Annotated in this window: 29 protein-coding genes; 8 read left to right on the top strand and 21 right to left on the bottom strand. The window is 69.3% G+C overall.

The features are described 5' to 3' along the window. The first annotated feature begins 288 nt into the window (after positions 1-288). The gene (locus tag AC5Y4S_RS01555) at positions 289-534 is read left to right on the top strand and encodes a hypothetical protein (protein WP_500029334.1); all 246 of its coding nucleotides are present in this window, start codon (positions 289-291) and stop codon (positions 532-534) included. 534 nt (positions 535-1,068) lie between these two features. On the opposite strand, the gene AC5Y4S_RS01550 is transcribed toward AC5Y4S_RS01555, so the two are convergent. The 13 genes from AC5Y4S_RS01550 to AC5Y4S_RS01490 all read right to left on the bottom strand — a co-directional run bounded on the left by AC5Y4S_RS01550 (position 1,069) and on the right by AC5Y4S_RS01490 (position 10,432). Continuing rightward, a complete protein-coding gene (locus AC5Y4S_RS01550) occupies positions 1,069-1,596 on the bottom strand; it encodes a hypothetical protein (RefSeq protein ID WP_500029333.1) in 528 nt (175 codons plus the stop codon). Beyond that, positions 1,596-2,006 (bottom strand): hypothetical protein, encoded by a 411-nt coding sequence (locus AC5Y4S_RS01545; protein ID WP_500029332.1) that lies wholly within the window; start codon positions 2,004-2,006, stop codon positions 1,596-1,598. The genes AC5Y4S_RS01550 and AC5Y4S_RS01545 overlap by 1 nt, the downstream gene beginning before the upstream one ends. Positions 2,007-2,161: 155 nt before the next feature. Next, the gene (locus AC5Y4S_RS01540) at positions 2,162-2,446 is read right to left on the bottom strand and encodes a hypothetical protein (RefSeq protein ID WP_500029331.1); all 285 of its coding nucleotides are present in this window, start codon (positions 2,444-2,446) and stop codon (positions 2,162-2,164) included. Beyond that, positions 2,443-2,724, bottom strand: coding sequence for a hypothetical protein (locus AC5Y4S_RS01535; protein WP_500029330.1), 282 nt, complete (start codon positions 2,722-2,724; stop codon positions 2,443-2,445). The genes AC5Y4S_RS01540 and AC5Y4S_RS01535 overlap by 4 nt, the downstream gene beginning before the upstream one ends. Continuing rightward, on the bottom strand, positions 2,721-3,290 hold the full coding sequence (locus tag AC5Y4S_RS01530) for a hypothetical protein (protein ID WP_500029329.1): 570 nt from the start codon (positions 3,288-3,290) through the stop codon (positions 2,721-2,723). The genes AC5Y4S_RS01535 and AC5Y4S_RS01530 overlap by 4 nt, the downstream gene beginning before the upstream one ends. After that, positions 3,287-4,009 (bottom strand): zinc finger domain-containing protein, encoded by a 723-nt coding sequence (locus AC5Y4S_RS01525; protein WP_500029328.1) that lies wholly within the window; start codon positions 4,007-4,009, stop codon positions 3,287-3,289. Before AC5Y4S_RS01525 ends, AC5Y4S_RS01530 begins: the two co-directional genes overlap by 4 nt. Then, positions 4,006-4,845, bottom strand: a complete 840-nt coding sequence (locus AC5Y4S_RS01520) for a helix-turn-helix domain-containing protein (protein ID WP_500029327.1) — start codon at positions 4,843-4,845, stop codon at positions 4,006-4,008. Before AC5Y4S_RS01520 ends, AC5Y4S_RS01525 begins: the two co-directional genes overlap by 4 nt. A gap of 136 nt (positions 4,846-4,981) precedes the next feature. Continuing rightward, positions 4,982-5,290 carry a hypothetical protein gene (locus tag AC5Y4S_RS01515; protein ID WP_500029326.1) on the bottom strand — a complete coding sequence of 103 codons (309 nt, stop codon included), beginning with the start codon at positions 5,288-5,290 and terminating at the stop codon, positions 4,982-4,984. 90 nt (positions 5,291-5,380) lie between these two features. Next, positions 5,381-5,749: a hypothetical protein gene (locus AC5Y4S_RS01510; protein ID WP_500029325.1), complete on the bottom strand. Its 369-nt coding sequence runs from the start codon at positions 5,747-5,749 to the stop codon at positions 5,381-5,383. Then, entirely contained in the window at positions 5,746-7,119 is a 1,374-nt protein-coding gene (locus tag AC5Y4S_RS01505) for a recombinase family protein (RefSeq protein WP_500029324.1), read from the bottom strand. Before AC5Y4S_RS01505 ends, AC5Y4S_RS01510 begins: the two co-directional genes overlap by 4 nt. 22 nt (positions 7,120-7,141) lie before the next feature. Continuing rightward, positions 7,142-8,461: an HNH endonuclease signature motif containing protein gene (locus tag AC5Y4S_RS01500; RefSeq protein ID WP_500029323.1), complete on the bottom strand. Its 1,320-nt coding sequence runs from the start codon at positions 8,459-8,461 to the stop codon at positions 7,142-7,144. A 148-nt stretch (positions 8,462-8,609) separates the two neighbouring features. Further along, the gene (locus AC5Y4S_RS01495; RefSeq protein WP_500029322.1) at positions 8,610-8,990 is read right to left on the bottom strand and encodes a VOC family protein; all 381 of its coding nucleotides are present in this window, start codon (positions 8,988-8,990) and stop codon (positions 8,610-8,612) included. After that, entirely contained in the window at positions 8,990-10,432 is a 1,443-nt protein-coding gene (locus AC5Y4S_RS01490) for an FAD-dependent oxidoreductase (protein WP_500029321.1), read from the bottom strand. Before AC5Y4S_RS01490 ends, AC5Y4S_RS01495 begins: the two co-directional genes overlap by 1 nt. Before the next feature lie 248 nt (positions 10,433-10,680). Between AC5Y4S_RS01490 and AC5Y4S_RS01485 the strand changes: the two genes are divergently transcribed. Further along, positions 10,681-11,160 carry a DUF732 domain-containing protein gene (locus tag AC5Y4S_RS01485; RefSeq protein WP_500029320.1) on the top strand — a complete coding sequence of 160 codons (480 nt, stop codon included), beginning with the start codon at positions 10,681-10,683 and terminating at the stop codon, positions 11,158-11,160. A 62-nt stretch (positions 11,161-11,222) separates the two neighbouring features. Here the strand turns inward: AC5Y4S_RS01485 and AC5Y4S_RS01480 are convergent, their stop codons facing one another. Beyond that, complete coding sequence (locus AC5Y4S_RS01480; protein WP_068129850.1) at positions 11,223-11,489, bottom strand: DUF3017 domain-containing protein; 267 nt, start codon at positions 11,487-11,489, stop codon at positions 11,223-11,225. Between the two features lie 12 nt (positions 11,490-11,501). After that, positions 11,502-12,350: a bifunctional methylenetetrahydrofolate dehydrogenase/methenyltetrahydrofolate cyclohydrolase gene (locus tag AC5Y4S_RS01475; protein ID WP_500029319.1), complete on the bottom strand. Its 849-nt coding sequence runs from the start codon at positions 12,348-12,350 to the stop codon at positions 11,502-11,504. A gap of 39 nt (positions 12,351-12,389) precedes the next feature. On the opposite strand from AC5Y4S_RS01475, the gene AC5Y4S_RS01470 reads away from it, so the two are divergent. The 3 genes from AC5Y4S_RS01470 to AC5Y4S_RS01460 are packed head-to-tail and all read left to right on the top strand — an operon-like array spanning position 12,390 to position 18,774. Continuing rightward, complete coding sequence (locus AC5Y4S_RS01470) at positions 12,390-13,607, top strand: NADH:flavin oxidoreductase (protein ID WP_500029318.1); 1,218 nt, start codon at positions 12,390-12,392, stop codon at positions 13,605-13,607. Between the two features lie 29 nt (positions 13,608-13,636). Next, positions 13,637-16,327: an FHA domain-containing protein gene (locus AC5Y4S_RS01465; RefSeq protein WP_500029317.1), complete on the top strand. Its 2,691-nt coding sequence runs from the start codon at positions 13,637-13,639 to the stop codon at positions 16,325-16,327. Continuing rightward, positions 16,327-18,774: an ATP-binding cassette domain-containing protein gene (locus tag AC5Y4S_RS01460; RefSeq protein ID WP_500032038.1), complete on the top strand. Its 2,448-nt coding sequence runs from the start codon at positions 16,327-16,329 to the stop codon at positions 18,772-18,774. Before AC5Y4S_RS01465 ends, AC5Y4S_RS01460 begins: the two co-directional genes overlap by 1 nt. On the opposite strand, the gene AC5Y4S_RS01455 is transcribed toward AC5Y4S_RS01460, so the two are convergent. The 5 genes from AC5Y4S_RS01455 to AC5Y4S_RS01435 are packed head-to-tail and all read right to left on the bottom strand — an operon-like array spanning position 18,771 to position 23,457. After that, positions 18,771-19,334, bottom strand: a complete 564-nt coding sequence (locus AC5Y4S_RS01455; protein ID WP_500029316.1) for a pentapeptide repeat-containing protein — start codon at positions 19,332-19,334, stop codon at positions 18,771-18,773. The two genes, AC5Y4S_RS01460 and AC5Y4S_RS01455, sit on opposite strands and share 4 nt — an antisense overlap. 1 nt (position 19,335) lies before the next feature. Continuing rightward, positions 19,336-19,920 carry a GTP-binding protein gene (locus AC5Y4S_RS01450; protein WP_500029315.1) on the bottom strand — a complete coding sequence of 195 codons (585 nt, stop codon included), beginning with the start codon at positions 19,918-19,920 and terminating at the stop codon, positions 19,336-19,338. Further along, entirely contained in the window at positions 19,901-20,275 is a 375-nt protein-coding gene (locus tag AC5Y4S_RS01445; protein ID WP_500029314.1) for a DUF742 domain-containing protein, read from the bottom strand. Before AC5Y4S_RS01445 ends, AC5Y4S_RS01450 begins: the two co-directional genes overlap by 20 nt. A 6-nt stretch (positions 20,276-20,281) precedes the next feature. Next, a complete protein-coding gene (locus tag AC5Y4S_RS01440; RefSeq protein WP_068140070.1) occupies positions 20,282-20,686 on the bottom strand; it encodes a serine protease inhibitor in 405 nt (134 codons plus the stop codon). Next, a complete protein-coding gene (locus tag AC5Y4S_RS01435) occupies positions 20,683-23,457 on the bottom strand; it encodes a sensor histidine kinase (protein WP_500029313.1) in 2,775 nt (924 codons plus the stop codon). Before AC5Y4S_RS01435 ends, AC5Y4S_RS01440 begins: the two co-directional genes overlap by 4 nt. Positions 23,458-23,717: 260 nt before the next feature. Here AC5Y4S_RS01435 and AC5Y4S_RS01430 point away from each other — a divergent pair, with 260 nt between their 5' ends. After that, positions 23,718-24,182 carry a tRNA (cytidine(34)-2'-O)-methyltransferase gene (locus tag AC5Y4S_RS01430; protein ID WP_500029312.1) on the top strand — a complete coding sequence of 155 codons (465 nt, stop codon included), beginning with the start codon at positions 23,718-23,720 and terminating at the stop codon, positions 24,180-24,182. A 38-nt stretch (positions 24,183-24,220) separates the two neighbouring features. Further along, complete coding sequence (locus AC5Y4S_RS01425; RefSeq protein ID WP_500029311.1) at positions 24,221-24,547, top strand: YciI family protein; 327 nt, start codon at positions 24,221-24,223, stop codon at positions 24,545-24,547. Position 24,548: 1 nt separating this feature from the next. Here the strand turns inward: AC5Y4S_RS01425 and AC5Y4S_RS01420 are convergent, their stop codons facing one another. Beyond that, the gene (locus AC5Y4S_RS01420) at positions 24,549-25,193 is read right to left on the bottom strand and encodes a nitroreductase family protein (protein ID WP_500029310.1); all 645 of its coding nucleotides are present in this window, start codon (positions 25,191-25,193) and stop codon (positions 24,549-24,551) included. A gap of 23 nt (positions 25,194-25,216) precedes the next feature. Between AC5Y4S_RS01420 and AC5Y4S_RS01415 the strand changes: the two genes are divergently transcribed. Continuing rightward, entirely contained in the window at positions 25,217-25,627 is a 411-nt protein-coding gene (locus tag AC5Y4S_RS01415; protein ID WP_500029309.1) for a TIGR03667 family PPOX class F420-dependent oxidoreductase, read from the top strand. The last annotated feature ends 13 nt before the right edge of the window (positions 25,628-25,640 follow it).

Here is a 25,640-nt window from a genome sequence, read left to right as displayed (position 1 = left end):
GAATGTTGAATTTCCTGGAGTTGTGTTATCGGGCTTACCAATGGCCCTCGTTATGAACTTTTCCCGGCGCGCACGCTCGGGGTACTGCGGTTGTCGCCTTGCGGCTCAGTCGCTATTCGGCTGTCGGCGGCGCTGGGCACCTGCCTCTATCACGGTGGGGCCCGGCCCGGCCCGGCCAAGCGCAACCGCGCCGGGCCCCGCCCATCTTCCCCGCCCCGGCGTCCACTCCCACCGGGGCAGTCCGATTATGCGCGCCGCGGCGGCAACCTGGGTATAGCCTCTGCAGCCGTGCGATACAGCGCGATCCCCGAAGACCGCATCGCCATCGACCTGTGGACCCGCGCCCACCACCCGCTGCAGCTGTGCCTCGGCGACGTCGAACGCGAGCTGGCCGACCTCGCCGGCCACCCGCCCGGCTGCCGCTGCGGGCGACCGTGCGCCGACGCCCACCGGGTGCGCCCGTTCGGCTGCTGGCTGGTGGTCAATGGCTGGCAGCGCGGGGTCGCCGCCGCCCGCCGCGCCGGGCAACGGTAACCGTTGGGGTCCGATTCGCGCTGCTAGCGCAGCTGGAATCACCCGCGCGGTCTGACACCGGGGGATCTTCTTGATGCCATCAAGAAGATCGGGTGCTGCAAGTTGTTGATGAAAACGACAGCTTGGTGCTGGCGGTTGCGCCCGGCACCCGATTTCTGCCCGCCGTCTAGCCCGTGGGCGGGTTTTCAGGGCCCCGCTGGTGTGACTGTGGCGGGGTGTGCGTTTTCGTGCCGCTATCGCCCGCCCCTTCGTGCGGGCCGCGCCCTCGGGCGCGTCACCTTGCCGGCGACGATCCCGGTCGGTCGGCGGCTCGGCGGCAACCCCGCCAGCCACTCCTGGCACCGAGCCAAGGCCGGGCATTGGGCGCATTCGGTTTGCGCCGCCCGGATCGCATCCCAGCGGTTCCGCCCCGGCAGGACGTCGAACTCGCGCGGGCGGCCTCGGCACCGGGCACCGGGCAACGCCGGGATGGCGGTGGCCAACTCGTCGAGGAATTCCGCGAGATTCGTTGCCCACCTCCCGAATCGACGCGCGTTATGTGGCGGGCACAGCCTCCCGCAACGCCAAACCGACGCACGAGGCGTACTCCAACGGGTGGCGGCGGGTGACCCCATCGCCATCCTCGGGCCCAGCGACCCGACCGCACGGCGGCAACCGGCCACCGGGCCTCGCGTGCCGGCACGGCGGCGACCCACCCGCCGCACGGCACAACGGAAACCCCAGCTGCGCCAGCGCATCGGCGAAATGCCACGCCGAGACGTCGGCGGCGCTGAACGCACCCTGCTGCAGCGCCCGGTGGTACAGCTCGATCTGGGTTGGCGCGGGCTGCCGGTGCAGCCGCGGGTCTTCGCACCGGGTCTCGACGAAGTGGCGCACCGCCGCCACCTGCTCCGGTGACGCCGGGGACCAATCGCTCTGGAAGCACGGATGATCCGTGAGGTCCGTGATCCCGCTGCGATCATCGTCGAGCCCGTGATCCTTGAGCCACCGAGCGGCATCGAAGCGACCGACACCACCGGGCAACCCGCGCGGCGGATCTTGGGGGCGCAGCCTGCGGGACATCAGCCCGCCGACCATGATGCGGTACCGGGACGGCCCGGCCTGGAACGCTTGAGCGCCTCGCCGCCCGTGAAGTCGATTTGGCACACCAGGGCGTTGACGCTCGAAATCGTGTGCCGCACTTCGGCGCTCAGGTTGCGGATGGTGGTGTCCCCGGCATCGTTGGCGGCGGCGGCGTCCCGGCGAGCCTCCAACACCTCACGCCAATCCTCCAGCGCACAAGCCCGGTCGACCAGCCAGCGTTCCCGTTCGGTGAAGCTCAACTCCACGCCAGCATCTGTTGCGGCGTGACGGAGATCGGCGTGCAGCTTACGACGAAGCGCGTGGCCGGCGCTCATGGCTGCAATTGTGGCACCGATCAGCGGAAACGCCAGACCATGTCGTTTGGCGTTCCGGCGCGTGGTTTTCGGCATCGCGTGATTTTCGGCCAAGGATTAGTTTGATCGGCTCGCGCTATGCGGCCCGCGCCGGGGGGTTATGGGGGGGAGGGCATGGTCCCCACCCTGAGCTGCGCTTTTGCGCCATGCGGTGCCGCCGCGTGTAGGTACACAGCGGTTGCGCGGCAACGTCATTCGCGTTCTCCGAGACAGCCTTCGATCATCCACTCGGTCATGGTCACGGCCTCCGCTTGGGTCTGGTAATGCCGGCGTTCGGCGGCGGCGATGAAGGCTGCGCGGGTGGCGATGTTGCGCCAGCAGCGGGCGCATGGGCCTATCTCGTCCTCGATGAGGTCGAGGGCGCTGTCGAGTGCGCGGTTGTCGTGGTCGGCGAAGTTGCTCAACCAGGCCAAGACGATTCGTTCGGCGATGATTTCGTCTCTGTTGGCGTGAGGATCGAAGTCGTTGTCGCTCATGGGTTGTCCTTGTGCTCGATGTTGTCGAGGTGTGCGTCGAGGTCGGCGCGCACCTGCTCGTCGTCGGCCTTGGCGCGGAACTCATCGAGGTCGCCGGGCGGGTAGTTGAACGCGGGGGTGCCGTGTTCGTCGTAGCCGGCGCGGTCGCCCTCGCTGAACACGTGTGGCGCGTTGGTGCGGGAGCATTCGCGGCATACGAGAACCTCGTCGGGGTCGAGGAGGCGACCGCAGTGGATGCAGGTGCGGGGTGGCTCATCGGGGTCGGGGGTGGTGGTCATGGGGCTGGTTCCTCCTGGGATGGTGGTGGTTCATAGGCGGCGACGGCGCGCATCGCCGGGGGCCACCCAGCCATATCGTCCGGTGGCTGGTCGGTGTTCGGTAGGCAGCCGGGGCGCTGGCCCGCTTGTTGGAGCCTGGCCTGGGTGGCGTTGCGTTGTTGGGCTTCTCGGCGGGCCTCGTCGAACAGCTCCTGCCATTCATCGGCTATATCGCGTTCGGTGGCAACGGAAAGCAGCTCGCGGCCTGGGTGGTCGACGGGCTCCAGCTCGCCGAATTCGTAGTCGACGATGGCCATCACCACGCGCTCGTCTCGTTCGTGCCGCTCGATGGTCGTCTTGAACTTCGGGGTGGCGTCGTCGGTGGTGATGTCTTCGGTCCACTCGGTTGCGGTGGATTCCTGGGTGAGCAGCGCGACGACGGGGAGCGGGGTGTAGGTGCCGTCGTGTTCGCGGTAGATGGCGAACCAGCGTGGGGGTGCGGGGGTGACGGCGAGTGTTCGCCATTGCTCGCGGCTCCATCGGCGGCGTCGTGGGGGTTGTCCGGTGTTGGTGGTTGTGCTGGTCATCGGTTGGGGTTCCTTTCGGCGCTATCGGGTGTGGTTGTGGGGTTCTCGGTGGGCTGGCGGCAATCGCAGGTGGTGGTGTCGCCGAAAAGCTCGCGGCCACAGGCGCATCGGCGGGCGGCGGGAACCCCCGCCTTGGTGGCGGCGGCACGTGCGGCGCTGGGGTCGTGGTATTCCGGCCAGGTGGTTCCGGCTTCGCGTTCGGCGGCTTGGATGCGGGAATCGTGGTAGGGCGGCCATGCGGTGAGCGGCTTGCCGGTGCCGGTGACGACACAGGCCCGGCCCGCCTCTGCCTTGCAGGGGGGCCATGGGCAGGGCACGCTGCGGGGCCCCAACACCCGGCGCGGCGGCGCGGGTGGGGGTGGGTTGCCGACCTTCAAGATGGTCTGGTGTAGCTGGTGTGACCGGGCGGCGCGGATGGCCTCGGTAGGCTCTGGTGGTGGTGGGGGCAGCGGTTCGCGCATCCGGCGGTCTTGGCGGCAGTCGAGAGCGGCCCTGGTGATGTCGGCGGGCAACGGGCGAAAGCCGTCCCCGTGGGTGCGGTAGCACTCGGTGACGCCGGCGAGCAGATCGGCGCGGGACAGGTTGGTGAGTGCAATGTGCTCGGCCCAGGCCAGGATCATGGCCTCGGTGGGGTGCGGGAACCACGGGTCGTAGGCGGCGCATTTCTGCAGCACGTCGCGGGCCAGCTGGACGGCGACGTCGATGGGGTTGGTCGTCATCGGGGCAACTCCTTGCGGGCCGGTTCGGAGTTGTCGAGGTGGACCGGGAGGGTCTGCCAGCCGTCGACCTTGGCGTCGACGGTGGAACGGCGGCTGGTGTTGGGTGGTGGTGCCTGTTCGGCGGCGCGGCGTATCCAGTTGCGGTAGGTGGCGGGCCAGTCGCGCTTGCGGGCTTTGGCTCCGGTGGCGGCGTGCCAGTAGTCGGTGAACTTTTTCAGCTCAAGATCGAGATCGACGTGTGGTTGCTCGGCGCGCATTTGCGCGACGAGTTCTGGGGCCGGGTACCAGGGGTCGGGGAGGTACGTGCCTCGCGCGCACCCTCCCGGCTCTGTTCTCGGATCTGTTCTACGGCTCTGTTCTGACTCTGTTGGGCGGCCAGAGCTGTGGCCGGTTGGCTTACCCGATTTGGCCGGTTGGGTTGCACGATTTGGCCGGTTGGGTGTCGCCATTTGGCCGGTTGGCTCCGCGTCCAAGCGGCCACCGCTGGCCGGTTGGGTGTTGGTGCTGGCCGGTTGGGTGTGGGTGCTGACCGCTTGGGTGAGGTTTGCTGGGAGCCTCAGCTCGTACTCGGATGCCCGCGCTTCGGTGTCGCGGCCTCCACGGTGGGCCCGGCGCAGAAAGCCCTTCGCGGTGAGGTCGACGAGGTGCCGGCGTGCCGAGCGTTCGGAGATTCGGCAGTCGTGGGCGAGCCGCTTGGCCGAGGCGTAGGCGTGCCGCCCGTCTCGATCCGAGTAGCGCCACACCGCGATCAGCACGCGGAATTCGGCCAGGCTCAGATCGGCACCGTCGAGCGCGTTGATGTAGGCGAACTTGTCGAGCCGCCCGTCCGGGTTCACGACGGCCCCGCGATTGCACCACCTTCACCGTGTCGGCCCGAGGGCTTAGGCTGGACCTCGACCTGAACACGGTGAAGCGGGTCATGTTGGGGAGCGGCCTTGGCGATGGGGCCGCTTCCCTGGTTTTCGGGGGCTATCACGACGACGCCTTGCCTGCGCGTTGGCGGGCGCGACCCGGCTTGGGTGATTGGGCGTCGAGTTCGGCCAGCCGCTTCTGCGCGAGGTATTGCCTTGCTGGGCGCAATAACTCGGCAAGATCGCTACGTTGCTCGTTGGTCAGCGCGGGCGCTGCGGCAAGCGCCTTCTTGATGTGTTCGCGGAGCCGCTCGGCGTAGAGGGCTCGTTTGGCGTCGTCCAGGGCGGGGTCATCGGCAGGCCGTTTACCGGCCTTGATTTCCTTGGAGATGACGCCGATCTGGCTGCGTGCTTCGGTCCAGGAAGGCATGGGGCCGCTCCGTACAAGGAGTTATCGGCCCTGCTGCTGAGAGGGATGAATCCCCGGACGTTTACCGCGCTATGCCGCGCCCGGTCGCCCCTATGCGGGGTGTTCTGCACACACTATAACCAGCTCGGCCAAGGTAATGGTAGGGGCGGCGCGAGCGGCCAGGCTGGGGGCGGCAGCGTCCAGCTGGTCATCGGTGGGCAGCTGCTGGCCGCACAGCTTGCACACCACCGGGTCGTTATCGAACACGGTCCTGATCCGATCGGCGCGAACATCGCGCCCGGCTGCCGCTTTTCGGGTGAGCCGCGCGTATCGGCGGGCGCGTGGCTGTTCGCGGCTCCATCCGCCATCGGCGTGGAACGTGAGCGTGGCCAGCTTGGCGATCTTGCCGCGCGCGTGGCGAATGTCGTTGCATACCACGAGGGTTTGGGCGACGACGGTGTGCCGGTCGGGGGTGGTCATCGCCATTTCTCCTGCACCCGGTCAGGGTCGAATTGGTTGCCGGACTTGCCTTTTGGCAGGACCGTGATGGTCACCAGTCTGGCGACGATGGCGCGGAAGCGGTCCCTCGGTAGGTGTTTGACGGCATCGACCGCCTCGGGCTCGCCCAGCGGAAGGCCCTCGAAAAGTCGCACCAGTTCCTGATCCTCTTGTGCCGTCTCGAGTTTGGCGATTTTCGCCAGGTCGTAGTCGGTGCTGATTTTCACTTGCTGGGCGGTCAGCAGGCCCTCGGCGTGCTCCACCGCATACCGCTTGATGTTGCCGTACAGGGTGCCGATTTCGAGGCGGATGCGCTCGGCTTCGGCCTCGTCTTGGATTTCGCTTTGGAGGAGGTCGCGGGCGTCGTCCATGGCGAGGCGACCACCGATGAGGTCGTACACCAAGGGCTCGATGTGGTCGGCGCGGATGGACAGCGAGAGGCACTTTTTGCAGCGATAGGTGGGCTTGCCGTCCTTGGAGGACACTAGCCCGGCCAAATATCCGTCGCAGCCTTCCCGCCCGCACCACAGCAGCCGGGTGAGCAGGTAGCGGCGGGCGGTCTTGTGGGTCGTGCGGCCGGGCGCGTTGAGGATGGATTGCGCTGTGCGCCAAGTGGCCTCGTCGACCAACGCGGGCCAGCTGGCCTGGCCGACAATCTCCCCGTTGAGTTCGCGGAGGCCGGCGTTGCGTGGCTTGCGCATGAACTTGCTCACCACCGAGGGGGTCCACGGTCGACCGTTGACGCCGAGGGCCCCGGCGGTGTTCCAGGTGCGGGCGATGCCGCTGATGGAGCCGCCCGCCAGTATCGAGGCATAAGCCGCTCGCACGAGCGGCCCTGTGGTGGGGTCCGGTTGGGGCCGACCATCCGGCCCGGTGCGGTAGCCGAAGGCGCGGGACCAGTTGGGCTCGCCGCGATCGGCCTTCTGCCGGGAGGCGCTCTTTTGGCGGGCGACCTTGTGCTCGACCTCGTGGCGGGCCACCGCGCCCTTGAGCCGGGCCACCAGACGGCCTTGGGCGGTGGACAGGTCGACGTCGCCGGACACGGTGGCCAGCGCGACCTGGTGCTCGTCGGCCAAATCCATGAACGCCTCCAGCTCCACGGGGCGGCGATGGAGCCGGTCCAAGTCCCAGGCGATGACCGCGCCGATGCGCCCATCGCGGATGTCGGCGAGCATCCGCTCATAGGCGGGTCGCCGCTTGGCCGAGGAGGCGCTGACGTCGTTGTCGACGTATTCGGTTGGCTCCCAACCTTTATCGGCGCAGAGCTTGGAGCAGTCGTCGCGCTGGCGGGCCACGCCGAGCTGTTGGCCGGTGGGGTCGGAGGAAATTCTGAGGTAGAGGGCAGCACGCATGGCTATAGGGTACCTCAGGGAATCACTGTTGGCCGCGGTCGAGGTGGGGTGGGGGGATCCATTCGGTTTCGCCGCGGCTGTTTTTGCGGGTGGTCCAGCCGTCGGGGTGCAGCATGCGGTGTTGGCAGCCGCAGGCGAAGGTGAGGTCGTTGACGTCGGTGGTGTGGCATTGCGCGTAGTCGGTGACGTGGTGGACTTCGCTGTAGTAGCCGGCCACGGTGCATCCCGGCGCGCTGCAGCCGTGTTCCTTGCCGTACAACACGATTCGCTGCGCCGGGGAGGCCAGGCGTTTGGTGTGATACAGCGCCAGGGCTTTGCCGTTGCCGTGGTCGAAGATGGCCAGGTAGTGGTGGGCGTGGCGGGCCAGGCGGATGACGTCGCTGATGGGCAAGATGCTGCCCCCACCGGTCAACCCCCGGCCGGCGGCGGCTTCCAGTTCGGCCAGGGTGGTGGTGACGATGATCGAGGCGGGCAGCCCGTTGTGCTGGCCCAGCGTGCCCGAGCACAGCAGCGCGCGCAGCGCGGCGGTCAGCGCGTCGTGATTGCGCTGTGCGGCGCTGCGGGCGTCTGTGTCGATGGCGTCTTGAGACGGTGAGCCGTCGACGGTGGGGGCGTCGTCGAGCGGGTTGCACATGCCGGGCGCGGCCAGCTTGGCCAACACTGCTTCCACTGTCGTACGGGCTTCCGGGGTCAGGTGGCCGCGCAGTTCTGACATCCCATCGGGGCCTTGGGGACCCAACGTCAGCCCGCGCCGGCGGGCGCGGTCGTCGTCGCTGTAATTCCCGTCGGGGTTGAGGCAGTCGGCCAGCACGGCGGCCAACGCGGCTAATTGCTCGGGGCAATATTGGGTGCCCTCGCCGGCCAACTTGGCTTCCACCTGCTCGCGGGTGCCGTGGTCGACCCAGCCGGGCAACTGGCGGAAAAACCGCCGGATCACCCGCACCTGCCCGGCGCCCAGGGTGCCCTGCCGTTGGGCGGCGGCGGTGGCGGCCAGCACCGGTGCCAACCGCTCTCCGGTCAGGCCGTGGCGCGGCCCCAACTCGGCCGCCTCGCTGATGCGCCGAGCAGCCTCGCCGCGACTGATCAACGTCGCCTCGGCGATCGCATGCGACAGCTTGCCGCCCAACTCCTCCGCGGTCGCCTGCCGGGCAACGGCATTGATGATCGGATGTTCGAGGGACGGTATCCGCCGGCGCATCTTCTCAAAACGCTCGAGCAACGCGAGGTGCTCGCGGGTCGTCAACGCCTCGCAGTCAAACGCGGCCAAGGCATCGAAGTCGGCGTCCCAGCGATCCAGGGCGGCCGACAACGCCTCCCGGTCAACGACACCGTCCGAACTCATGCCGCCAAACTAGCCACCCCCACCGACAAAAACCGCCGCCCCGAGACGGCTGAAACCAAAGTGGCGCAAGTTATTTGAAAGCGTCTGCGTGGTGCAACAATCAGCGCACCCTGGGGCCAGTGAAACAAAAGTGGCCAGAGTTGTTGGCTCAGCGAGGCGCGGGCTGGAACAGCTCCACGAGGTTGCCGGCGGGGTCCTGAATCAGGACCTGCTGTCCGCCGGGGCCGCTGAGGATGTCGTTGCGGAAACTAACACCGGCCGCGCGCAGCCGCTCCGCCTCGGCCGAGATATCTTCGACGACAAGCTGTATGCGGTTCCAGCCGCCGGGTTCCGGCGTGGCCCCGTCGGGCATCGGACGCGCCGCGGAGCTCTTGGGACCGGCCAGCAAAAGTTGCAGCGGGCCGCGCACCACGGCGGCAAACGCCGGCGCGGCGTCCAGGTCGACGCTGAAACCCAGGTGGCTGGTGTAGAAGTCGAGCGCCGCCCGAACATCGTCGACCAGGTAGCGGACGCGAGCGAGTTCGCCCATCAGACGTTCAGCCCCGAGTACATCACCCGGTTGGGGTCGTACTTCTGCCGAACCGTGGCCAGCTGCGACACGTTCGGGCCGAAGTAGCGCGACGGCGAGCTGTTGGCCTCCAGGTAGTTGACGTAGCCGCCGACCGAAAACTGTTGCACCGCCTGGTGTGCGGAACTCAGCCACTGCTGCGCGGCGGACACCTGGTTGGCGGCGGGCTCGACGTACCACTGCAAGAGCACCGACTGCTGGCGCCACGGGAAGGCCGTGTTCCCCGCCGGCACATCGCCGACAGCGCCGTCCAGCGGGTCGATCAGCACCGCCGCCTTGCCGCCGGACGCCGGCCACTGCCCGATCGCCGTCGCAACGGCATGCGCCGCAGCGGAATTCATCGTCGCGAGCACGTCGGACCCGGCCACGAACCCCACGGGCGACCCCGTCGAGCTGCCCCCGGCCAGATACGTCACCAGGTCCATGTGGCTGAGCGTCTTGTTCACGACCGCGGTCGGCGCCACCCCGACCGCGGACTTGATGGCGTCGACCACACCCGAGCCGGCGCCCGCCGGGCAGGTCGCCAGCACGTGGCAGTTCGGCTGGCTGCCCACCGAGAGATCGACTATCCCCCAAGTGTTTCGGTCCGCGGCGCTCAGCCACGACTGCCAGCCGGCGAGCACCTGCACCGCCGACGCCGGTGGGAAGTCCAGCCGGACGACGTCGCTGTCGGCGGTCGCGAACGTGGCGAACGTCATCGACGTCGTGACCCCGAAATTGCCACCGCCGCCACCGCGCAACGCCCAGAACAGATCCGGGTGATCGTTGGCGGACGCGGTGACCACGTCGCCACTGGGCAACACCACCGTGGCCGACTGCAGGGCATCGCAGGTCAAACCCGCATGGCGGCAGTCGGCGCCCACCCCGCCGCCCAGCGCCAGTCCCCCGATGCCGACGCTCGGGTAGGTGGCGGTGGGGATCGCGCGCCCGGCGCCGGCCAGCCCCTGGTGCACCGCGTACAGCGTGGTCGCCGGCGTGACCGTGGCATTGCCGGCGCCGTCGACGTTCACCCCGCCCGGAAGCCCGCGCAGGTCGATGACCATCGCGCCGTTCGGACTCGACGCGCCGATGTACGAATGCCCGCCCGCGCGCGGGGCGATCTTGAGCCCGTTGGCCGTCGCGAACGCGACCGCCTTCTGCACGTCCGCCTGCGACGACACCTTGACCACCGCCGCCGGATTGGAGTTGTTGTAAAGCGAGTTGAAAACCTGCTTGCCCGTGGAGAATTGGGCGCCGCTCGCGGGCAGTAACACGTTGCCCCCGATGGAGGACGCCAGGCCGCCCCAACCGGCGGCGGGGTCGGCGGCGGCGCGCGCGCTGCCGAAAACCGCTCCGGTCGCCAGCATTCCGACGGCGCCGCGAATGAACGTCTGACGCGAGATGCCCCGGTGATTCGTCGTCATGGGCCGGATTCTGGTCGAAACGGCCACTGAAAATCCGGCCTCCGCCCGAGTGTCAGGTCACAGTGTGGCCTCGATCCGCCGCGGCACCCCGCGGCCCAATAAGCGACGTCGCGCGCGCGATCCCCTCACGAAACGCTTATTGTGCAAACCTTTATCGCACCGTGTTGTAAATGTGACAAAACTAGACCAAAGTTCCACAAGTGACTGGAGTGCCCTCAGAGCACCCGGCAAGACACGGGGAGGTTGGCATGAAGGCACTTACAGCGGAGACCCAGCGGTGGATCTGGGTGTTTCGTCACCAGCCGCTGACCATCCGCCTGCTGGCCGCGACCGCGGCCCTGCTCACCGTGGCCGCCGCCTTCGCGGCGCCGGCCGAGGCGGACCCGGCCGCCGACGACGCCTTCATCGACGCGCTGAACCACGCCGGCATCGACTTCGGCGAACCAGGCAACGCGATGTCGGTCGGCGAGTCGATCTGCCCGATGCTCGCCCAGCCGGGCGGGAACTTCGCCGCCGTCGCGGCCACCGTCAGCCACCGGGGCCTGTCACCTCAGATGGCAAAGCTGTTCACCACCATCGCCATTCAGTCGTACTGCCCGCAGGAGATGGCCAACATCGCCAGCGGCAACCCGGCCGCCGGCATTCCCGGGGGCCTGCCCGGGCTGGCCGGCGGCATCCCCGGTGGCATCCCCGGCATCCACCAGATCCCCGGGATGCCAGGCGGTTAGCCCCCGGCTAGCCCGATGGTGGCGACCCGCCGCGCCCGGCTACGCCGCGCTTGCGATCGCCACTACCGCGTTCCAAGCGGGTCGATCGTCGACGCGATGTAGACCATCGCCGCGGCCACCGTCGCGGTGGTCAAGAAGTCGATCCCCCGGCTGCGGACCACCAGAAGGCCGGCCCGCTCGTCGGACAACACCAACCGCAGCACCGCCGCCACGCCGACCCCGATGCCGATCAGCAGCGCACCGCGGCGCCAGAAGTTGGCCGCCGCCAAGACAAATGCTGCGGCGAAGATCAGCTCGACCAACAGGATCGGCCACTGGGCCCGTAGCATCGCGCGCACGCTTTACTGCCGTCCCTCGGCCAACTCGACGACGTTGGTCAACAGGAACGCGCGCGTAAGCGGCCCGACGCCACCGGGATTCGGCGACACATGACCGGCCACCTCCCACACGTCGGGATGCACGTCGCCGGCGAGCTTGCCATCCACGCGGCCGACACCCACGTCGACGACGGCGGCGCCGGGACGGACCATGTCGGCGGTCAGCATGTGCGGCACGCCCACGGCGGCCACGATGATGTCCGCCTGCCTGGTCAGCGCCGGCAGGTCGCGAGTCTTGGTGTGGCACAACGTCACCGTGGCGTTCTCCGAGCGCCGCGTCAGCAGCAGGCCCAGGGGACGCCCGACCGTCACGCCGCGGCCGATGACCACCACGTGCGCCCCGGCGATCTCGACGTCGTAGCGCCGCAGCAGGTGCACGATGCCGCGCGGGGTGCACGGCAGCGGCGCCGGCTCCATCAGCACCAGCCGGCCCAGGTTCGTCGGGTGCAGCCCGTCGGCGTCCTTGGCCGGATCGACGCGCTCCAGGGCCGCGTTCTCGTCCAGGTGCTTCGGCAACGGCAACTGCACGATGTAGCCGGTGCACTCCGGGTTGGCGTTCAGCTCGTCGATGGTTTCGTTGAGCTGGGCGGTGCTGATGTCCGCGGGCAGGTCGCGGCGGATCGACGTGATGCCGACCTTCGCGCAGTCCGCGTGCTTGCCGCGCACGTAGGCCTGCGAACCGGGGTCGTCGCCGACCAGGATGGTGCCCAGCCCGGGTGTGCGGCCCGATGCCGTCAGCGCGGCGACCCGCTGGGTGAGGTCGACGAAGATCTCGTCCCGGGTGGCCTTGCCGTCCAGCGTGATTGCGCCCACGCCTCACAGTTTGGCACGCCCAACGTTTAGGCTCCTCGCATGTCTACCCCTCCAGACGTGTTCAGCCCGGGCAAGCTGGGGCCCATCACGCTGCGCAATCGCACCATCAAATCCGCCACCTTCGAGGCGCGCACGCCCAACGCCCTGGTGAGCGACGACCTGATCGAATACCACCGGTTGCCGGCGGCCGGCGGCGTCGGGATGACGACCGTCGCCTATTGCGCGGTGTCCCCCGGCGGCCGCACCGAGGGCAACGGCATCTGGATGCGCCCGGAGGCGGTGCCCGGCTTCCGGCGGCTGACCGACGCGATCCACGCCGAGGGCGCCGCGGTGAGCGCGCAGATCGGCCACGCCGGTCCGGTCGCCAACGCGAAGTCCAACAAGGCGCCCGCGCTGGCGCCGGTGCGGTTCTTCAACCCGATCGGGATGCGCTTCGCCAAGAAGGCCACCCGCGACGACATCGAGGACGTCATCCAGGGCCACGTCAACGCGGTCCGGCTCGCGATCGAAGCCGGCTTCGATGCGGTCGAAATCCATTTGGGCCACAACTATCTGGCGAGCGCGTTCCTGTCCCCGCTGATCAACCGGCGCAACGACGAATTCGGCGGATCGCTGGAGAACCGGGCCAAGGTCGCCCGCGGCATAGTCATGGCCGTGCGGCGCGCGGTGGAGAAGGAGGGCACACCGATCGCGGTCACCGCCAAGCTCAACATGTCCGACGGGGTGCGCGGCGGCATCAGCACGAAGGAATCGCTGATCACCGCCAAGTGGCTGCAGGACGACGGCGGCCTGGACGCGATCGAGCTCACCGCGGGCAGTTCGCTGGTCAACCCGATGTACCTGTTCCACGGCGACGCGCCGGTCAAGGAATTCGCCGGCGCCTTCAAGCCGCCGCTGCGCTGGGGCATGCGGATGACGGGCAAGAAGTTCCTGCGCGAGTATCCCTACCGCGAGGCCTATTTACTGCGCGACGCCAAGCTGTTCCGCGCCGAGCTCACGATGCCGCTGATCCTGCTCGGCGGCATCACCAACCGGGAAACAATGGACCTCGCGATGGCGGAGGGATTCGATTTCGTCGCGATGGGCCGGGCCCTGCTGGCCGAGCCGGACCTGATCAACCGGATCGCCGCCGACGGCGCCGCGCACAGCGTGCATTCGGCGTGCACGCACTGCAATCGGTGCATGCCGACGATCTACACGCGCACCCGATGCGTGGTCACCGGCGCGCCGGACGCGGTCATTGCGCCCACAGGGTGAAAACAGGTGCACCCGCTACAGTTGTGGCAATGAGTGCACCAGCCCCGCCTGCGTTAACGGTTCGTCATGACGGGTCGGAGCGCACCTTCGCCGCCGGTCACGACGTCGTCGTCGGACGGGATCTCCGGGCCGACATGCGCATCACGCACCCGCTGATCTCGCGCGCGCATCTGTTGCTGCGGTTCGACCAGGGCAGGTGGCTGGCGATCGACAACGGTTCACTCAACGGCACTTTCGTCAACGGCCGAAGGGTGCCGGTGGTCGACATCCACGACGGCCAGAGCATCAACATCGGAAATCCCGACGGGCCGCAGCTGACCTTCGAGGTGGGCCGCCACCAAGGGCTGGCGGGTCGCCCGCCGCGCACCGAGTCGATGGGCATCCCGGTGGCCCAGCCGGGCGGCGCGTGGTCGGCTCAACCGGGCCCTCCCGTCGCCGCTCCGCCCGGCCCCCCGCCCGGACCCCCGGGTCGGCAACCGAACTGGGCCGCGCAGGCGGCGCGACGCCCACAGGTCGCCGCGCCCCCGCCGCCCGGCCAGCCCATGTACCCCGCCGCTGGCGGGCGCCCGCCGTATCCGACCAGCGCGCCGCCGCCCCCCAATTTCCAGCCGCACCCGCAGATGTCCGCGGTGGGGTCCGCGCCGGCGGCGCCGGAAACCCAGATGTCGGCCAACCTCACCAAGCCGCCCGAGGTGGCGAACCTGGCGACCAAGATGTTCCAGGCGTTGCTGCCGTCCCGCTCCGGGGCGATGCCGAAGTCGTCCGACGCGATCACGATCGGTCGTTCCACCGACAACGACATCGTGATCCAGGACGTCCTGGCGTCGCGCCATCATGCATTTTTGACCCAGACGCCGCTGGGCACCGAGATCCGCGACGCGCACAGCGTCAACGGCACCTTCGTCAACGGTGTCCGGGTCGGGTCCGCGATCCTGACCGAGGGCGACGTGGTCACGATCGGAAACGTCGACCTCGTCTTCACCGGCGACACCCTGGTCCGCCGCACCGAGGCGGCGACGCGCACCGGCGGGCTGGAGGTGAACGCCGTCACGTTCACCGTCGACCACGGAAAGCAACTGCTCGACCACATCTCGCTGACCGCGCGCCCCGGGACGCTGACCGCCATCATCGGGGGATCGGGCGCCGGGAAGACCACACTGTCGCGCCTGATCGCCGGGTACACCACCCCGAGCACCGGCACCGTGACATTCGAGGGCCACAACATCCACGCCGAATACGCGTCCATGCGCAGCCGGATCGGGATGGTCCCCCAGGACGACGTCGTGCACCGCCAGCTGACGGTCAACCAGGCGCTGGGCTACGCGGCCGAACTGCGGCTGCCCCCCGACACCAGCAAGGCCGACCGGGAGCAGGTCGTCGCGCAGGTCCTCGAGGAACTCGAGCTGACCAAGCACGCGGACACCCGCGTCGACAAGCTCTCCGGCGGCCAGCGCAAACGCGCCTCGGTGGCGCTGGAGCTGCTCACCGGGCCGTCGCTGCTGATCCTCGACGAGCCGACGTCGGGCCTGGATCCGGCGTTGGACCGGCAGGTGATGATGATGCTGCGCCAGCTCGCCGACGCCGGCCGCGTGGTGCTGGTGGTCACCCACTCGGTGGCCTACCTGGACGTCTGCGATCAGATACTTCTGCTGGCACCGGGCGGCAAGACCGCGTTCCTGGGGCCGACCAGCCAGATCGGCGCGGCGATGGGCACCACCAACTGGGCCGACATCTTTGCGAACGTGGGCGCCGACCCCGACGAGGCCAACCGCCGCTTCCTCGCCGAAAACCGGCCGCCGGAGTTGCAGGCCCCCTCCGATGCCAGCCCGGGCGACCTGGGCGAACCTGTGCACACCGACGTCTTGCGCCAGTTCTCGACGGTGGCGCGCCGCCAGGTGCGGCTGGTCATCTCCGACCGGGGCTACACGGTGTTCCTGGCGCTGCTGCCGTTCCTCATCGGCATCCTCACCCTGACCGTTCGCGGCAAGACCGGGTATGGCATGGGGGACCCCCTGAGCAACTCGCCCAACCAGCCCGACCAGATTCTGGTCATGCTGACCGTGGGCGCGGTGTTCATGGGGACCGCGCTGACCATTCGCGACCTGGTCGGCGAGCGTCCCATATTCCGGCGTGAGCAGGCGGTCGGCCTATCGACCGCGTCGTACCTGGCCGCCAAGATCGTGGTGTTCAGCGCGTTCGCCATCGGGCAGGCGGGCATCACGACCGCGATCTCGGTGATCGGCTGGGGCCAGCCGATCGCCAAAGCCGTGATGTTGGGCAACGTCAGCTTCGAGCTGTTCTTCGACGTCGCGCTGACGTGCGTGGCCTCGGCGCTGTTGGGCATGGCGCTGTCGGCGATCGCCAAGTCCCAGGACCAGATCATGCCGTTCCTGGTCATCGCGATCATGTCGCAGCTGGTGTTCTGCGGCGGCTTGATCTGGGTGACCAACCGCCCCGTGCTCGACCAGCTGTCGTGGGCCACGCCCGCAAGGTGGGGTTACGCGTCGGCGGCGTCGACGATCGACACCCACCGGCTCGTCGTCGGCCCGACCGACCCGAAGGACCAGCACTTCGATCACAAGGCGAGCGCGTGGCTGTTCGACATCGCGATGCTCGTGGTGTTGTGCGTCGTCTACAGCGCCATCGTGTGGTGGAAGCTCCGGCTGAAGGGGCACTCGTCGGCCCGCCGCAGTCTGTCGAGGAACCGGCGCAAGCGCTGATGGGCTGGCCCGGGCAGCCAGTGCTGACGGTGCGGTCCCAGCGATCCGAAGGTAATTTCGCGCCGGGTCGCGACGTGGTCGTCGGCAGTGACCTGCGCGCCGATCTGCGCGTGGCGCACCCCCTGATCGCCCGGGCGCACCTGCTGCTGCGCTTCGAGGGCAGCCGGTGGGTCGCGGTCGACAACAACTCGATGAACGGGTTCTTCGTCAACGGCCGGCGGGTGCCGAAGGTCGACATCCAGGACGGCCAGGCCATCAACATCGGCAAGCCCGACGGACCGCGGATCACGTTCGAGGTCGGGCACCACCAGGGCACCGTCGGGCTGCTGCCGCCGACGGAGACGCTCCCGACGATCCCACCACCCAGCGGCCCGCTGCCGGTGCGCCCGCGACCCCCCCAGCCGCCGCCTCGCCCGCCCGATGACGTCCAGCGCACCACCGCGATCCCGATCCTCCGGCCGCCCGCAGCCGCCGACGACGCAAACCCGCCCACCCAGATGGGCGTGAGCGGCGAGGTCGCCGAGTTCCCGACCACGCGGGTCAGGGCCCCCGTCGCGCGGATCGGCCGCTCGCTCGACAACGACATCGTCGTCCACGACGTGCTGGCGTCGCGCCATCACGCGTTCCTGACCGCGACGCCGGTCGGCACCGAGATCCGCGACGCGCACAGCATCAACGGCACCTTCGTCAACGGGATCAGGGTCGGATCCGCCGTGCTCGCCGAGGGCGACGTGGTCACCATCGGCAACGTCGACCTGATGTTCAGCGGCGGCATGCTGGTCCGCCGCCAGGAGGTGGCGGCGCGGTCGGGCGGCCTGGAGGTGCGCGAGGTCAACTTCGCGATCAACGGGAAGAACCTGCTGGAACGGGTTTCGATGACCGCCAGGCCCGGCACCCTGACCGCCATCATCGGCGGTTCGGGCGCCGGCAAGACCACGCTGTCGCGCCTGATCGCCGGGTACGCCACCCCGACCTCCGGCTCGGTCACGTTCGAGGGCCACGACATCCACACCGAGTACGCGTCGCTGCGCACCCGGATCGGGATGGTCCCGCAGGACGACGTCGTGCACCGGCAGCTGACGGTCAACCAGGCGCTGGGTTACGCGGCAGAACTGCGGCTGCCGCCCGACACCAGCAAGGCCGACCGCGAACAGGTGGTGGCGCAGGTGCTCGACGAACTGGGGCTGACCAGGCACGCCGACACCCGGGTGGACAAGCTCTCCGGCGGCCAGCGCAAGCGCGCATCGGTGGCACTGGAGCTGCTCACCGGGCCGTCGCTGCTGATCCTCGACGAGCCGACGTCGGGCCTCGACCCCGCCCTGGACCTGCAGGTGATGACGATGCTGCGCCAGCTCGCCGACGCCGGCCGCGTGGTGCTCGTGGTCACCCACTCGCTGACCTACCTCGACGTCTGCGATCAGGTGCTACTGATGGCGCCGGGCGGCAAGACGGCCTTCCTGGGCGCGCCCGGCCAGATCGGTCACGCCATGGGCACCACCAACTGGGCCCAGATCTTCGCGAAGGTGGGCGCCGACCCCGACGAGGCGAACCGGCGCTTCCTGGCGCAAAACAAGCCCCCGCCCCCGGTCGAGTCGGCGCCCGCCGACCTGGGCACCCAGGCCCGCACCAGCGTGCGGCACCAGTTCTCCACGATCGCGCGGCGCCAGGTCCGGTTGGTCGTGTCCGACCGCGCCTACTTCACGTTCCTGGCGCTGCTGCCGTTCGTCCTGGGCGCGCTGTCGCTGACCGTCCCGGGCAGCACCGGGTTCGGCATCGCCCAACCGACCAGCGGGACGCCCGACGAGTCCGCGCAGATCCTGACCCTGATGTCCATCGCCGCGGTCTTCATGGGCACGGCGCTGACGATTCGCGACCTGATCGGCGAGCGCGCGATCTTCCGGCGCGAGCAGGCGGTGGGCCTGTCGTCGGGCGCCTACCTGGGCGCCAAGCTCACGGTGTTCTGCGGGTTCGCGATCGTGCAGGCGGCGATCGCGACGGGCATCGTGCTGCTGGGCAAGGGCGCGCCCAGCCAGCCGCCGGTGCTGCTGGGTAACGCAAGCTTCGAGCTGTTCGTCACCGTGGCCGCGACGTGTGTGGCCTCGGCGGTGCTGGGGCTGGTGCTGTCGTCGCTGGCGCGATCCAACGAGCAGATCATGCCGCTGTTGGTGGTGTCCCTGATGCTCCAGCTGGTGCTCGCCGGCGGGATGGTGCCCGTGACGGGCCGGATCTTCCTCGACCAGCTGTCCTGGGGGATGCCATCGCGCTGGGGATACGCGGCGTCGGCGTCGACGGTCGACCTGCGGGCATTGGTGCCCGGTTCGCTGCTGGCGCAGGACGCCCATTGGGCGCACACCCGCGGCGCGTGGCTGTTCGACATGGGGATGCTGGTCGCGCTGTCGGCGGTCTATTGCGCGATCGTGCGCTGGCGCATCCGGCTCACGCGCTAATCCTTGGCGTCGAAGCGCAACCCGTGCGCCAGCGCGAACGCCATCGCCTGCGGAACGTCGACGCGCGCCCCCGCCAGCGAGGCGGTCCGCCACACCGACGGGTCGACGGTGGCGCCGCGCAGGTCGGCGTCATCGAGCCGGGCGCCCGTCGTCCGCGCGCCGGACAGGTCGGCGCCGCGCAGCACGGCCTTGCGCAGGTCGGTCTCCACCAGGCTGGCCTCCCGCAGCCGGCAGCCGCTCAAATCGACGCCGCGGAGGTCGTTGCCGCCGAGCACCGCGAGGGTGAAGTCGACCTCGTCCAACGTGATCGGGCGCATCCGGCAACCCACGAAGACCGAGCCCAGCATGCTGCACTGCGCAAAGGTGCTGTGCCACAGCAACGTTCGTTCGAATATGCAGTTGCGAAACGCCGACCCGCGGTGGTCCGACTCGGCCAGGTTGGCGCCGCCGAAGTCGCAGTCGGAAAACACCACCCGTTCGGTGCGCAGTCGGCTGAGGTCCTCGTCGCGAAAATCCGTGCCTTCAAAAGGGCCGGCATTCGCATCGGTCCAGTGCTGCAATTCAGCTCGCGGCCAGGGTTTCCAGCGCGTATTCGCTGACGGCGATCAGCGCGTCGGTCGCCGAGCGGCGGTCCCTGGCGTCGACGGTGATCACCGGGATGTGCCGGGGCAGCGTCAGCGCCTCGCGCACCGCCTCGACGGGATAGCGTGGCGCGCCGTCGAACTCGTTGACCGCGATCAAGAACGGCAGCTTGCGGTGTTCGAAGAAGTCGACCGCGGCGAAGCTGTCCTGCAGGCGGCGACAATCGACCAGGACGACCGCTCCGATCGCGCCGCGCACCAGGTCGTCCCACATGAACCAGAACCGGCGCTGACCCGGCGTGCCGAACAGGTAGAGCACCAGCTCCTCGTCCAGCGTGATGCGGCCGAAATCCATTGCAACCGTGGTGGTCTTCTTGTCCGGGGTGGCCTCGAGCATGTCGACGCCTTCCGATGCGTCGGTGAGCATCGCCTCGGTGCGCAGCGGCATGATCTCCGAGACCGCCCCGACGAACGTGGTCTTGCCGACCCCGAAACCGCCCGCGATCACGATCTTCGTCGAAGCGTGCGCGCTGGAACCGTGCGCGTCAGAGTGCTCGTAAGCCACGCAGGGTCCTTCCTATGAGTTCGTGGCGCTCGTCGCGGGTCGAACGCTCGCTCAACGTCCTATGCACCCGAAGGTAGCCGGACAGCACCAGATCACCGACCAGGACGCGCGCGACGCCGACCGGTAAATCCAGCCGGGCCGAGATCTCGGCGACCGACGGGCTGTTGACGCACAGTTCGATGATCTTGCCTCTCGCATCGTTCGGTGGCCACCGGTGAGCCAGGCCGGCGTCCAAGGTTTGTATCGGCGCTTCCAACGGAAGGTCAACGTCGGTGCCGGTCCGCCCGGACGTCAGGGTGTACGGACGGACCAGGTTCGCCTCACGTGGGGCCGGCCAGGGCTCGCGTCTGTCCATCGCGGGTCACTGGTACTGCTCTGCGGATCGGCGGGTGGACTGAACCACGCCGCCCACCCGTTCGACGAGTATGGCCATCTCGTAACCGATCTGGCCGATGTCGCAGGACGCCACGGCCAGCGTGGCCAGATGCGAGCCGTCGCCGACCCGCATCAGCAACAGGTAGCCGTTGGACATCTCGACCACCGACTGCAGCACCTGGCCGCCCTCGAACAGCTGCGCGGCTCCGGTCGCGAGGCTGGCCAGGCCGGAGGCGACCGCGGCCAGCTGGTCGGCCCGCTCGCGCGGCAGGTGTTCGCTGGCGGCGACCGGCAGCCCGTCGACCGACACCAGCAACGCGTGCGCGACGCCGGGGACCTCCCGGGCGAACTTCGTCACCAGCCAGTCCAGCGAGTTGTCCGCAGACGTCATTCCTGATCAGATCCTTCACTCGTCTCGCGGGCGTGCGACCGTCCGGAGCGCACGCCGCCGAAGTGGCTGCTGAACGAGGCCCGCACCGCCTCGGGGTCGCGCCCCGCGGCGGAGTGCCGCGCGAGGCCGTTGGATCCCACCAGGGACCCCTCGTCGCCGTCCGGCCGCTCCTCTTCGGTCGTGTCCGTCCCGTTCGCGGCGCCGGGCACCAGCCGGGCCCCGGGCTCGCGGACCGGCAGCCCGTGCTCGGTTTTGGCCTCGACGGGCTTCTCCTCGGCCGCGGCGGCCAACGACCAGCCTCGGTCCCAGACCGACTGCCAGTCCAGGTCGGGGCTGTTGACGAGGTCGTGCGGGTCGCCCAGCATCTCGGACAGCATCCGACGGTAGATGACGTCGTCGTCGGCCGGGGCGGCTGGAGCTTCCGGGGCTTCCGGGATGCTCGGGACCGAGGCGACCGGCGGCGGGGTTTCCCTTGGAGTCGCGGCGGCCTGGGCGCGCGCGGCGAAGAACGCCGACGTGTCCGACACCGCTGCGGGCCTAGCCGGCCTCTGTTCCGGCTCGGGCTCGGGCTTCGGCTCCGCCTGCAAGCCCTCCCACCACGGGGTGGCCGGCTCGCGGCGGTCTCGCCGCGGCAGCTCCGCGACCGGCTGGGGAACCTCGGGCACCTCTGAAACGTCCGCGATTCCGCTGGATCCGGGGTTGCGGCGCGGCAACAACGTGACCGGCGGTCCCGACGCATCGGCGCCGTTCTGGCTGGCGGGCTCAGGCCCGGCCGGCGCGCCCGCGGGGTCCGTCGTCGCCATCGCGTTGGCGAGCTGGGTGCTCGGCGACGACACCGACCCCGGCCGTCCCTGCGGCCCCGCCGAGCCGGCCAGCACCGAGGGCGGCAGGTAGACCTCGGCCGTGGTGCCGGCGCCCGCCTCGTTGCCGGCCGGGCCGCGCAGGCCTACCCGGATGCCGTGCCGGGCCGCGATCCGGCCCACCACGAAAAGCCCCATGTGCCGGGCGTTATCGGGCGTGACGTCGCTGCCGGACCGCAGCCGCATGTTGGCGATGCGCCGATCGGCGTCGTTCATGCCGAGCCCGGAGTCGGAGATCCGGAGCATGACTCCCCCGTCACCGCCGCGTCCGGCGGAGATCCGGACGGTCGTCGTCGGCGGCGAGTAGCGCAGGGCGTTGTCGATCAGCTCAGCGAACAGGTGGATGACGCCGCCCGCCGCGGCGCCGACCAGCGCGCAGTCGGGCAGGCCGGACAGCTCGACCCGGCGGTAGTCCTCGACCTCGGACACCGCGGCGTTGATCACCGTGGACAGCGGCACCGGGTCGCGCTGGTCGCGGGCCAGCTGTGCGCCCGCGAGCACCAGCAGGTTGGCGCTGTTGCGCCGCAACCGGGCCGCCAGGTGGTCCAGCCGGAACAGGTTGTCCAGGCGTTCGGGGTCCTCCTCGTTGCGCTCCAGCCGGTCGATCAGCATCAGCTGCTGGTCGACCAGGGAACGGTTGCGCCGCGACATCGTCTCGAACATGTCGTTGACCAGCAGGCGCAGGCGCGCCTCGTCACCGGCCAGCAGCAGGGCCTGGGTGTGCAGCTCGTCGACCGCGTGGGCGACCTGACCGATCTCCTCGGTGGTGTACACCGGCAGCGGCTGCGGAATCGGTTCGGCGCCGCCGGCCTTGACCCGGGCCACCTCCTCCTCGAGGTCGGTGTGGGCGACCTTGAGCGCGCCGTCGCGCAGGACGCGCAGCGGGCGCACCAGCGCGCGCGCCACCAGCAACACGACCAGCAGCGCGATCACGATGACGGCCAGCACCAGCGCGGTGTCGAGGATCGCGGCGTTGCGGCGATCGGTGGCCTCGGCGTGCACGGACTTGGTGACCGACGCGGTGGTGTCGCTGATGACCTGCTCGGCGATCCCGTCGGTCGTCTCGATCGAGCGCAGCAGGTCGGGGTTGTCGACCAGCACGCTGGCCGGATCCGACATGATCGCCATCCGGGTCACCATCTGCTGCTGCAGCGTCTTGGCCTCGGGCGACCCGGCGCCGAGCACCTCGCTCATCCCGAACAGCGTCGACGGCTCGGTGCCGGCCAGGGTGATCATCGAGGTCCGCAGCTGCGGCTCGGGAAGGTCGGCCCCGCGGGTCACCAGGATCTGCTGCATCGTCATCTGCCCGCGGGCGCCGACGGCCCGGCTCAGCGCCTGGGCCTCAGCGCGGATCCGCTCGTTGCCGACGTGCACCGACGCGTTGATCACGTCCTCGGCCGTCAGCAGGATCGGGGCGTAGGTGGTGACCCGGTCCCGCAAACCGATGCTGTTGTCGGCGACCTTGTCCAACAGCCCCGCGCCGCCGTTCAGCAGGGTGCTCACCCCGGACCGGACGTCGGGGGTGACGTCGGTGTCGGCCAGCCGCTGCTGCAGCTCGTACTTGCGCGCCTCGTAGTTCTTCTTGGCGCCCTCGACGTCGCGCCCGGTGGAGCTCGCCAGCAGCGCGACGTCCAACGCCGACATGTATTTGGTGATCGCCGGCAGCACGTCGGCGCGGGCGGCGGCCAGCCGGAGGCCGCTGGCGTTGGCCATGGCGTCCTTGATGCGCAGCCCCCCGAACGCGGTCGCCAACAGCAGCGGTACCAGCACAATCGCCAGGACCTTGTAGCGGACGGGCCAGTTGCTGGGCGACCAGCTGGGTGGGCGTTTGGCCTGCCGGCCGTCGGCGACCGGGGCTTCGGTGTATTGCGGCGCCTCCGCCTCGGCCGCGTGGGCCGGGCGGCTGAACATGGTCACTTGTCCGCGGCCGCGCGATGGGCCGCTGCGCTGATTTTCAGCGCTCGGTGAAACGAGAGGCTCATGAGACTTCCTGCTTAATTCCGCCTACCCCACGCAGTCGGCGCCAGCGATAAACACCTGGCAATCCGACGAGTATGACAGCCCGCGGCCGAGGTCTCCACAATTCCTACTGAGTACGCAGAGCCCTCCAAGGTTGGTTCGCGCACGGGGATGCAAGTCTGGCAAACGATTTGGCCTGTCATGATCGGCAGATGTTCCGGTTGATGTTTGTCACCCCGCGCATCGCTCCCAACACCGGCAACGCCATCCGGACCGCGGCCGCCACCGGCGCCGAATTGCACCTCGTCGAGCCGCTCGGCTTCGACCTGTCCGAGCCCAAGCTGCGGCGGGCCGGCCTGGACTATCACGACCTCGCGTCGGTCACCGTGCACGGGTCGCTGCGCGCCGCGTGGCAGGCGCTGGCGCCGGAGCGGGTGGTCGCCTTCACCGCGCACGCGACGACGTCGTTCGCCGACGTCGACTACCACGCCGGCGACGTGTTGATGTTCGGTCCGGAACCCGACGGGCTGGACGCGGCGACCCTCGCCGACCCGCACATCACCCGGCAGGTGCGCATCCCGATGCTGGCGGGCCGGCGCTCGCTGAACCTTTCCAACGCGGCCGCGATCGCCGTCTACGAGGCCTGGCGCCAGCACGGGTACGCCGGGGCCGTCTGACCCGATGAGTTCCGGCCCGCCGCCGGGTCAGCATCGATATGGCTACCTTCATCACGATCGGTTACGGGGACAAGGCGGGATACGACCGCGTCAGCGACGAATGCAGGGCGGCCGCGCACGCGCGCGACGACGCCCTGCGCGCGGCGGGGGCGCGCATCGGGATCGCCGGACCTCCCGTTCAGGTGCGCAACCCGGAGGGGTCCGGCGTCCAAACGGAGCCCGGGCCGTACCTGCGATCGGCGTTGCCGATCGCCGGGTTCATGGTGCTGGAGGCCGAGAACCTCGACGCGGCGATCGAGCGGGTGAGCCAGACGCCCTGTGCCGTCGCGCACGGCGTCGTCGAGGTGTGGCCGCTTTCGAGCTGACTTACCAGCTGTTCCAGTGCGTGAGCTGCTCGGCGGGCAGGCGCTTGGCCGGGCGGAAGTCGGTGCCTTTGGTGTAGGCGATGGGGAACAGCCCGCCCTGGCTGTACTTGTCGTACGGGATGCCGAGCACCTCGGCGGCCTGCTTTTCGCCATCGCGCAGCAGGTGCAGCGTCGTCCAGCAGGAGCCCAGGCCCCGCGAGCGCAGCGCCAGGCAGAAGCTCCACACCGCGGGAAACAGCGACGCCCAGAACGACACGCCGCCCAGCGGTGACTTGTCCTCGCGGCCCTCGATGCACGGGATCATCAGGACCGGCGCCTCGCCCATGTGCTCGGCGAGGTAGGTCGCCGAATCGCGGACCTTGCCCATCCGCTCGCCGCGGGTGTCGCCCTCGTCGTATTGGGCTCCCGGCGCGGCGAGGTAGCCGCGGGCGTTCGCCAGGTAGATCTCGCCGATCGCCTTTTTCTTGTCGGCGTCCTCGACGAACACCCATTGCCAGCCCTGCGAGTTGGAGCCGGTGGGCGCCTGCAGCGCCAGGTCGAGGCATTCCATCAGCACCTCGCGGCCGACCGGCTTGTCGAAGTCGAGGCGCTTGCGCACCGAGCGGGTGGTGGTGAGGACTTCGTCGACGGACAGGTTGAGGGTCATGTGTGGAGACTACATTCGGGTCCATGAGCGTCGAACTGACACAAGAGGTTTCCGACAGGCTGACAAGTGATCACTATGGCTGGCTGACGACGGTCGCGAAGTCCGGGCAACCGGTCCCGCGGCTGATCTGGTTCTACTTTGACGGCACCGACCTGACGGTCTATTCCACGCCGCAGGCGGCCAAGGTCGCCCACATCAAGGCGCACCCCGAGGTGAGCCTGAACCTCGATTCCGACGGCAACGGCGGCGGCATCATCGTCGTCGGCGGCACCGCTGCGGTGGACGCCACCGGCGTGGACTGCCGCGACGACGAGCCGTACTGGGCCAAGTACCGCGAGGCGGCGGCGAGATTCGGTCTGACTGAAGCGATGGCGACCTACAGCACCCGGTTGAAGATCGCGCCGACGAAGGTGTGGACGACGCCGACGGGCTGAACCCGCTGCGCCG

Source organism: Mycobacterium sp. NGS64, from assembly GCF_059812245.1.
This window is presented reverse-complemented; position numbering and strand designations above follow the sequence as displayed.

Excerpts from the sequence above, each read along its gene's own strand:
- AC5Y4S_RS01465 (WP_500029317.1), top strand. The coding sequence starts at position 13,637 with ATGAGTGCACCAGCCCCGCCTGCGTTAACGGTTCGTCATGACGGGTCG.
- AC5Y4S_RS01505 (WP_500029324.1), bottom strand. The coding sequence starts at position 7,119 with ATGCGTGCTGCCCTCTACCTCAGAATTTCCTCCGACCCCACCGGCCAA.
- AC5Y4S_RS01420 (WP_500029310.1), bottom strand. The coding sequence starts at position 25,193 with ATGACCCTCAACCTGTCCGTCGACGAAGTCCTCACCACCACCCGCTCG.
- AC5Y4S_RS01485 (WP_500029320.1), top strand. The coding sequence starts at position 10,681 with ATGAAGGCACTTACAGCGGAGACCCAGCGGTGGATCTGGGTGTTTCGT.
- AC5Y4S_RS01515 (WP_500029326.1), bottom strand. The coding sequence starts at position 5,290 with ATGCCTTCCTGGACCGAAGCACGCAGCCAGATCGGCGTCATCTCCAAG.
- AC5Y4S_RS01470 (WP_500029318.1), top strand. The coding sequence starts at position 12,390 with ATGTCTACCCCTCCAGACGTGTTCAGCCCGGGCAAGCTGGGGCCCATC.
- AC5Y4S_RS01545 (WP_500029332.1), bottom strand. The coding sequence starts at position 2,006 with ATGCCGAAAACCACGCGCCGGAACGCCAAACGACATGGTCTGGCGTTT.
- AC5Y4S_RS01550 (WP_500029333.1), bottom strand. The coding sequence starts at position 1,596 with ATGTCCCGCAGGCTGCGCCCCCAAGATCCGCCGCGCGGGTTGCCCGGT.
- AC5Y4S_RS01445 (WP_500029314.1), bottom strand. The coding sequence starts at position 20,275 with ATGGACAGACGCGAGCCCTGGCCGGCCCCACGTGAGGCGAACCTGGTC.
- AC5Y4S_RS01540 (WP_500029331.1), bottom strand. The coding sequence starts at position 2,446 with ATGAGCGACAACGACTTCGATCCTCACGCCAACAGAGACGAAATCATC.
- AC5Y4S_RS01530 (WP_500029329.1), bottom strand. The coding sequence starts at position 3,290 with ATGACCAGCACAACCACCAACACCGGACAACCCCCACGACGCCGCCGA.
- AC5Y4S_RS01415 (WP_500029309.1), top strand. The coding sequence starts at position 25,217 with ATGAGCGTCGAACTGACACAAGAGGTTTCCGACAGGCTGACAAGTGAT.
- AC5Y4S_RS01460 (WP_500032038.1), top strand. The coding sequence starts at position 16,327 with ATGGGCTGGCCCGGGCAGCCAGTGCTGACGGTGCGGTCCCAGCGATCC.
- AC5Y4S_RS01435 (WP_500029313.1), bottom strand. The coding sequence starts at position 23,457 with ATGTTCAGCCGCCCGGCCCACGCGGCCGAGGCGGAGGCGCCGCAATAC.
- AC5Y4S_RS01500 (WP_500029323.1), bottom strand. The coding sequence starts at position 8,461 with ATGAGTTCGGACGGTGTCGTTGACCGGGAGGCGTTGTCGGCCGCCCTG.
- AC5Y4S_RS01430 (WP_500029312.1), top strand. The coding sequence starts at position 23,718 with ATGTTCCGGTTGATGTTTGTCACCCCGCGCATCGCTCCCAACACCGGC.
- AC5Y4S_RS01490 (WP_500029321.1), bottom strand. The coding sequence starts at position 10,432 with ATGACGACGAATCACCGGGGCATCTCGCGTCAGACGTTCATTCGCGGC.
- AC5Y4S_RS01495 (WP_500029322.1), bottom strand. The coding sequence starts at position 8,990 with ATGGGCGAACTCGCTCGCGTCCGCTACCTGGTCGACGATGTTCGGGCG.
- AC5Y4S_RS01480 (WP_068129850.1), bottom strand. The coding sequence starts at position 11,489 with ATGCTACGGGCCCAGTGGCCGATCCTGTTGGTCGAGCTGATCTTCGCC.
- AC5Y4S_RS01425 (WP_500029311.1), top strand. The coding sequence starts at position 24,221 with ATGGCTACCTTCATCACGATCGGTTACGGGGACAAGGCGGGATACGAC.
- AC5Y4S_RS01510 (WP_500029325.1), bottom strand. The coding sequence starts at position 5,749 with ATGACCACCCCCGACCGGCACACCGTCGTCGCCCAAACCCTCGTGGTA.
- AC5Y4S_RS01535 (WP_500029330.1), bottom strand. The coding sequence starts at position 2,724 with ATGACCACCACCCCCGACCCCGATGAGCCACCCCGCACCTGCATCCAC.
- AC5Y4S_RS01525 (WP_500029328.1), bottom strand. The coding sequence starts at position 4,009 with ATGACGACCAACCCCATCGACGTCGCCGTCCAGCTGGCCCGCGACGTG.
- AC5Y4S_RS01440 (WP_068140070.1), bottom strand. The coding sequence starts at position 20,686 with ATGACGTCTGCGGACAACTCGCTGGACTGGCTGGTGACGAAGTTCGCC.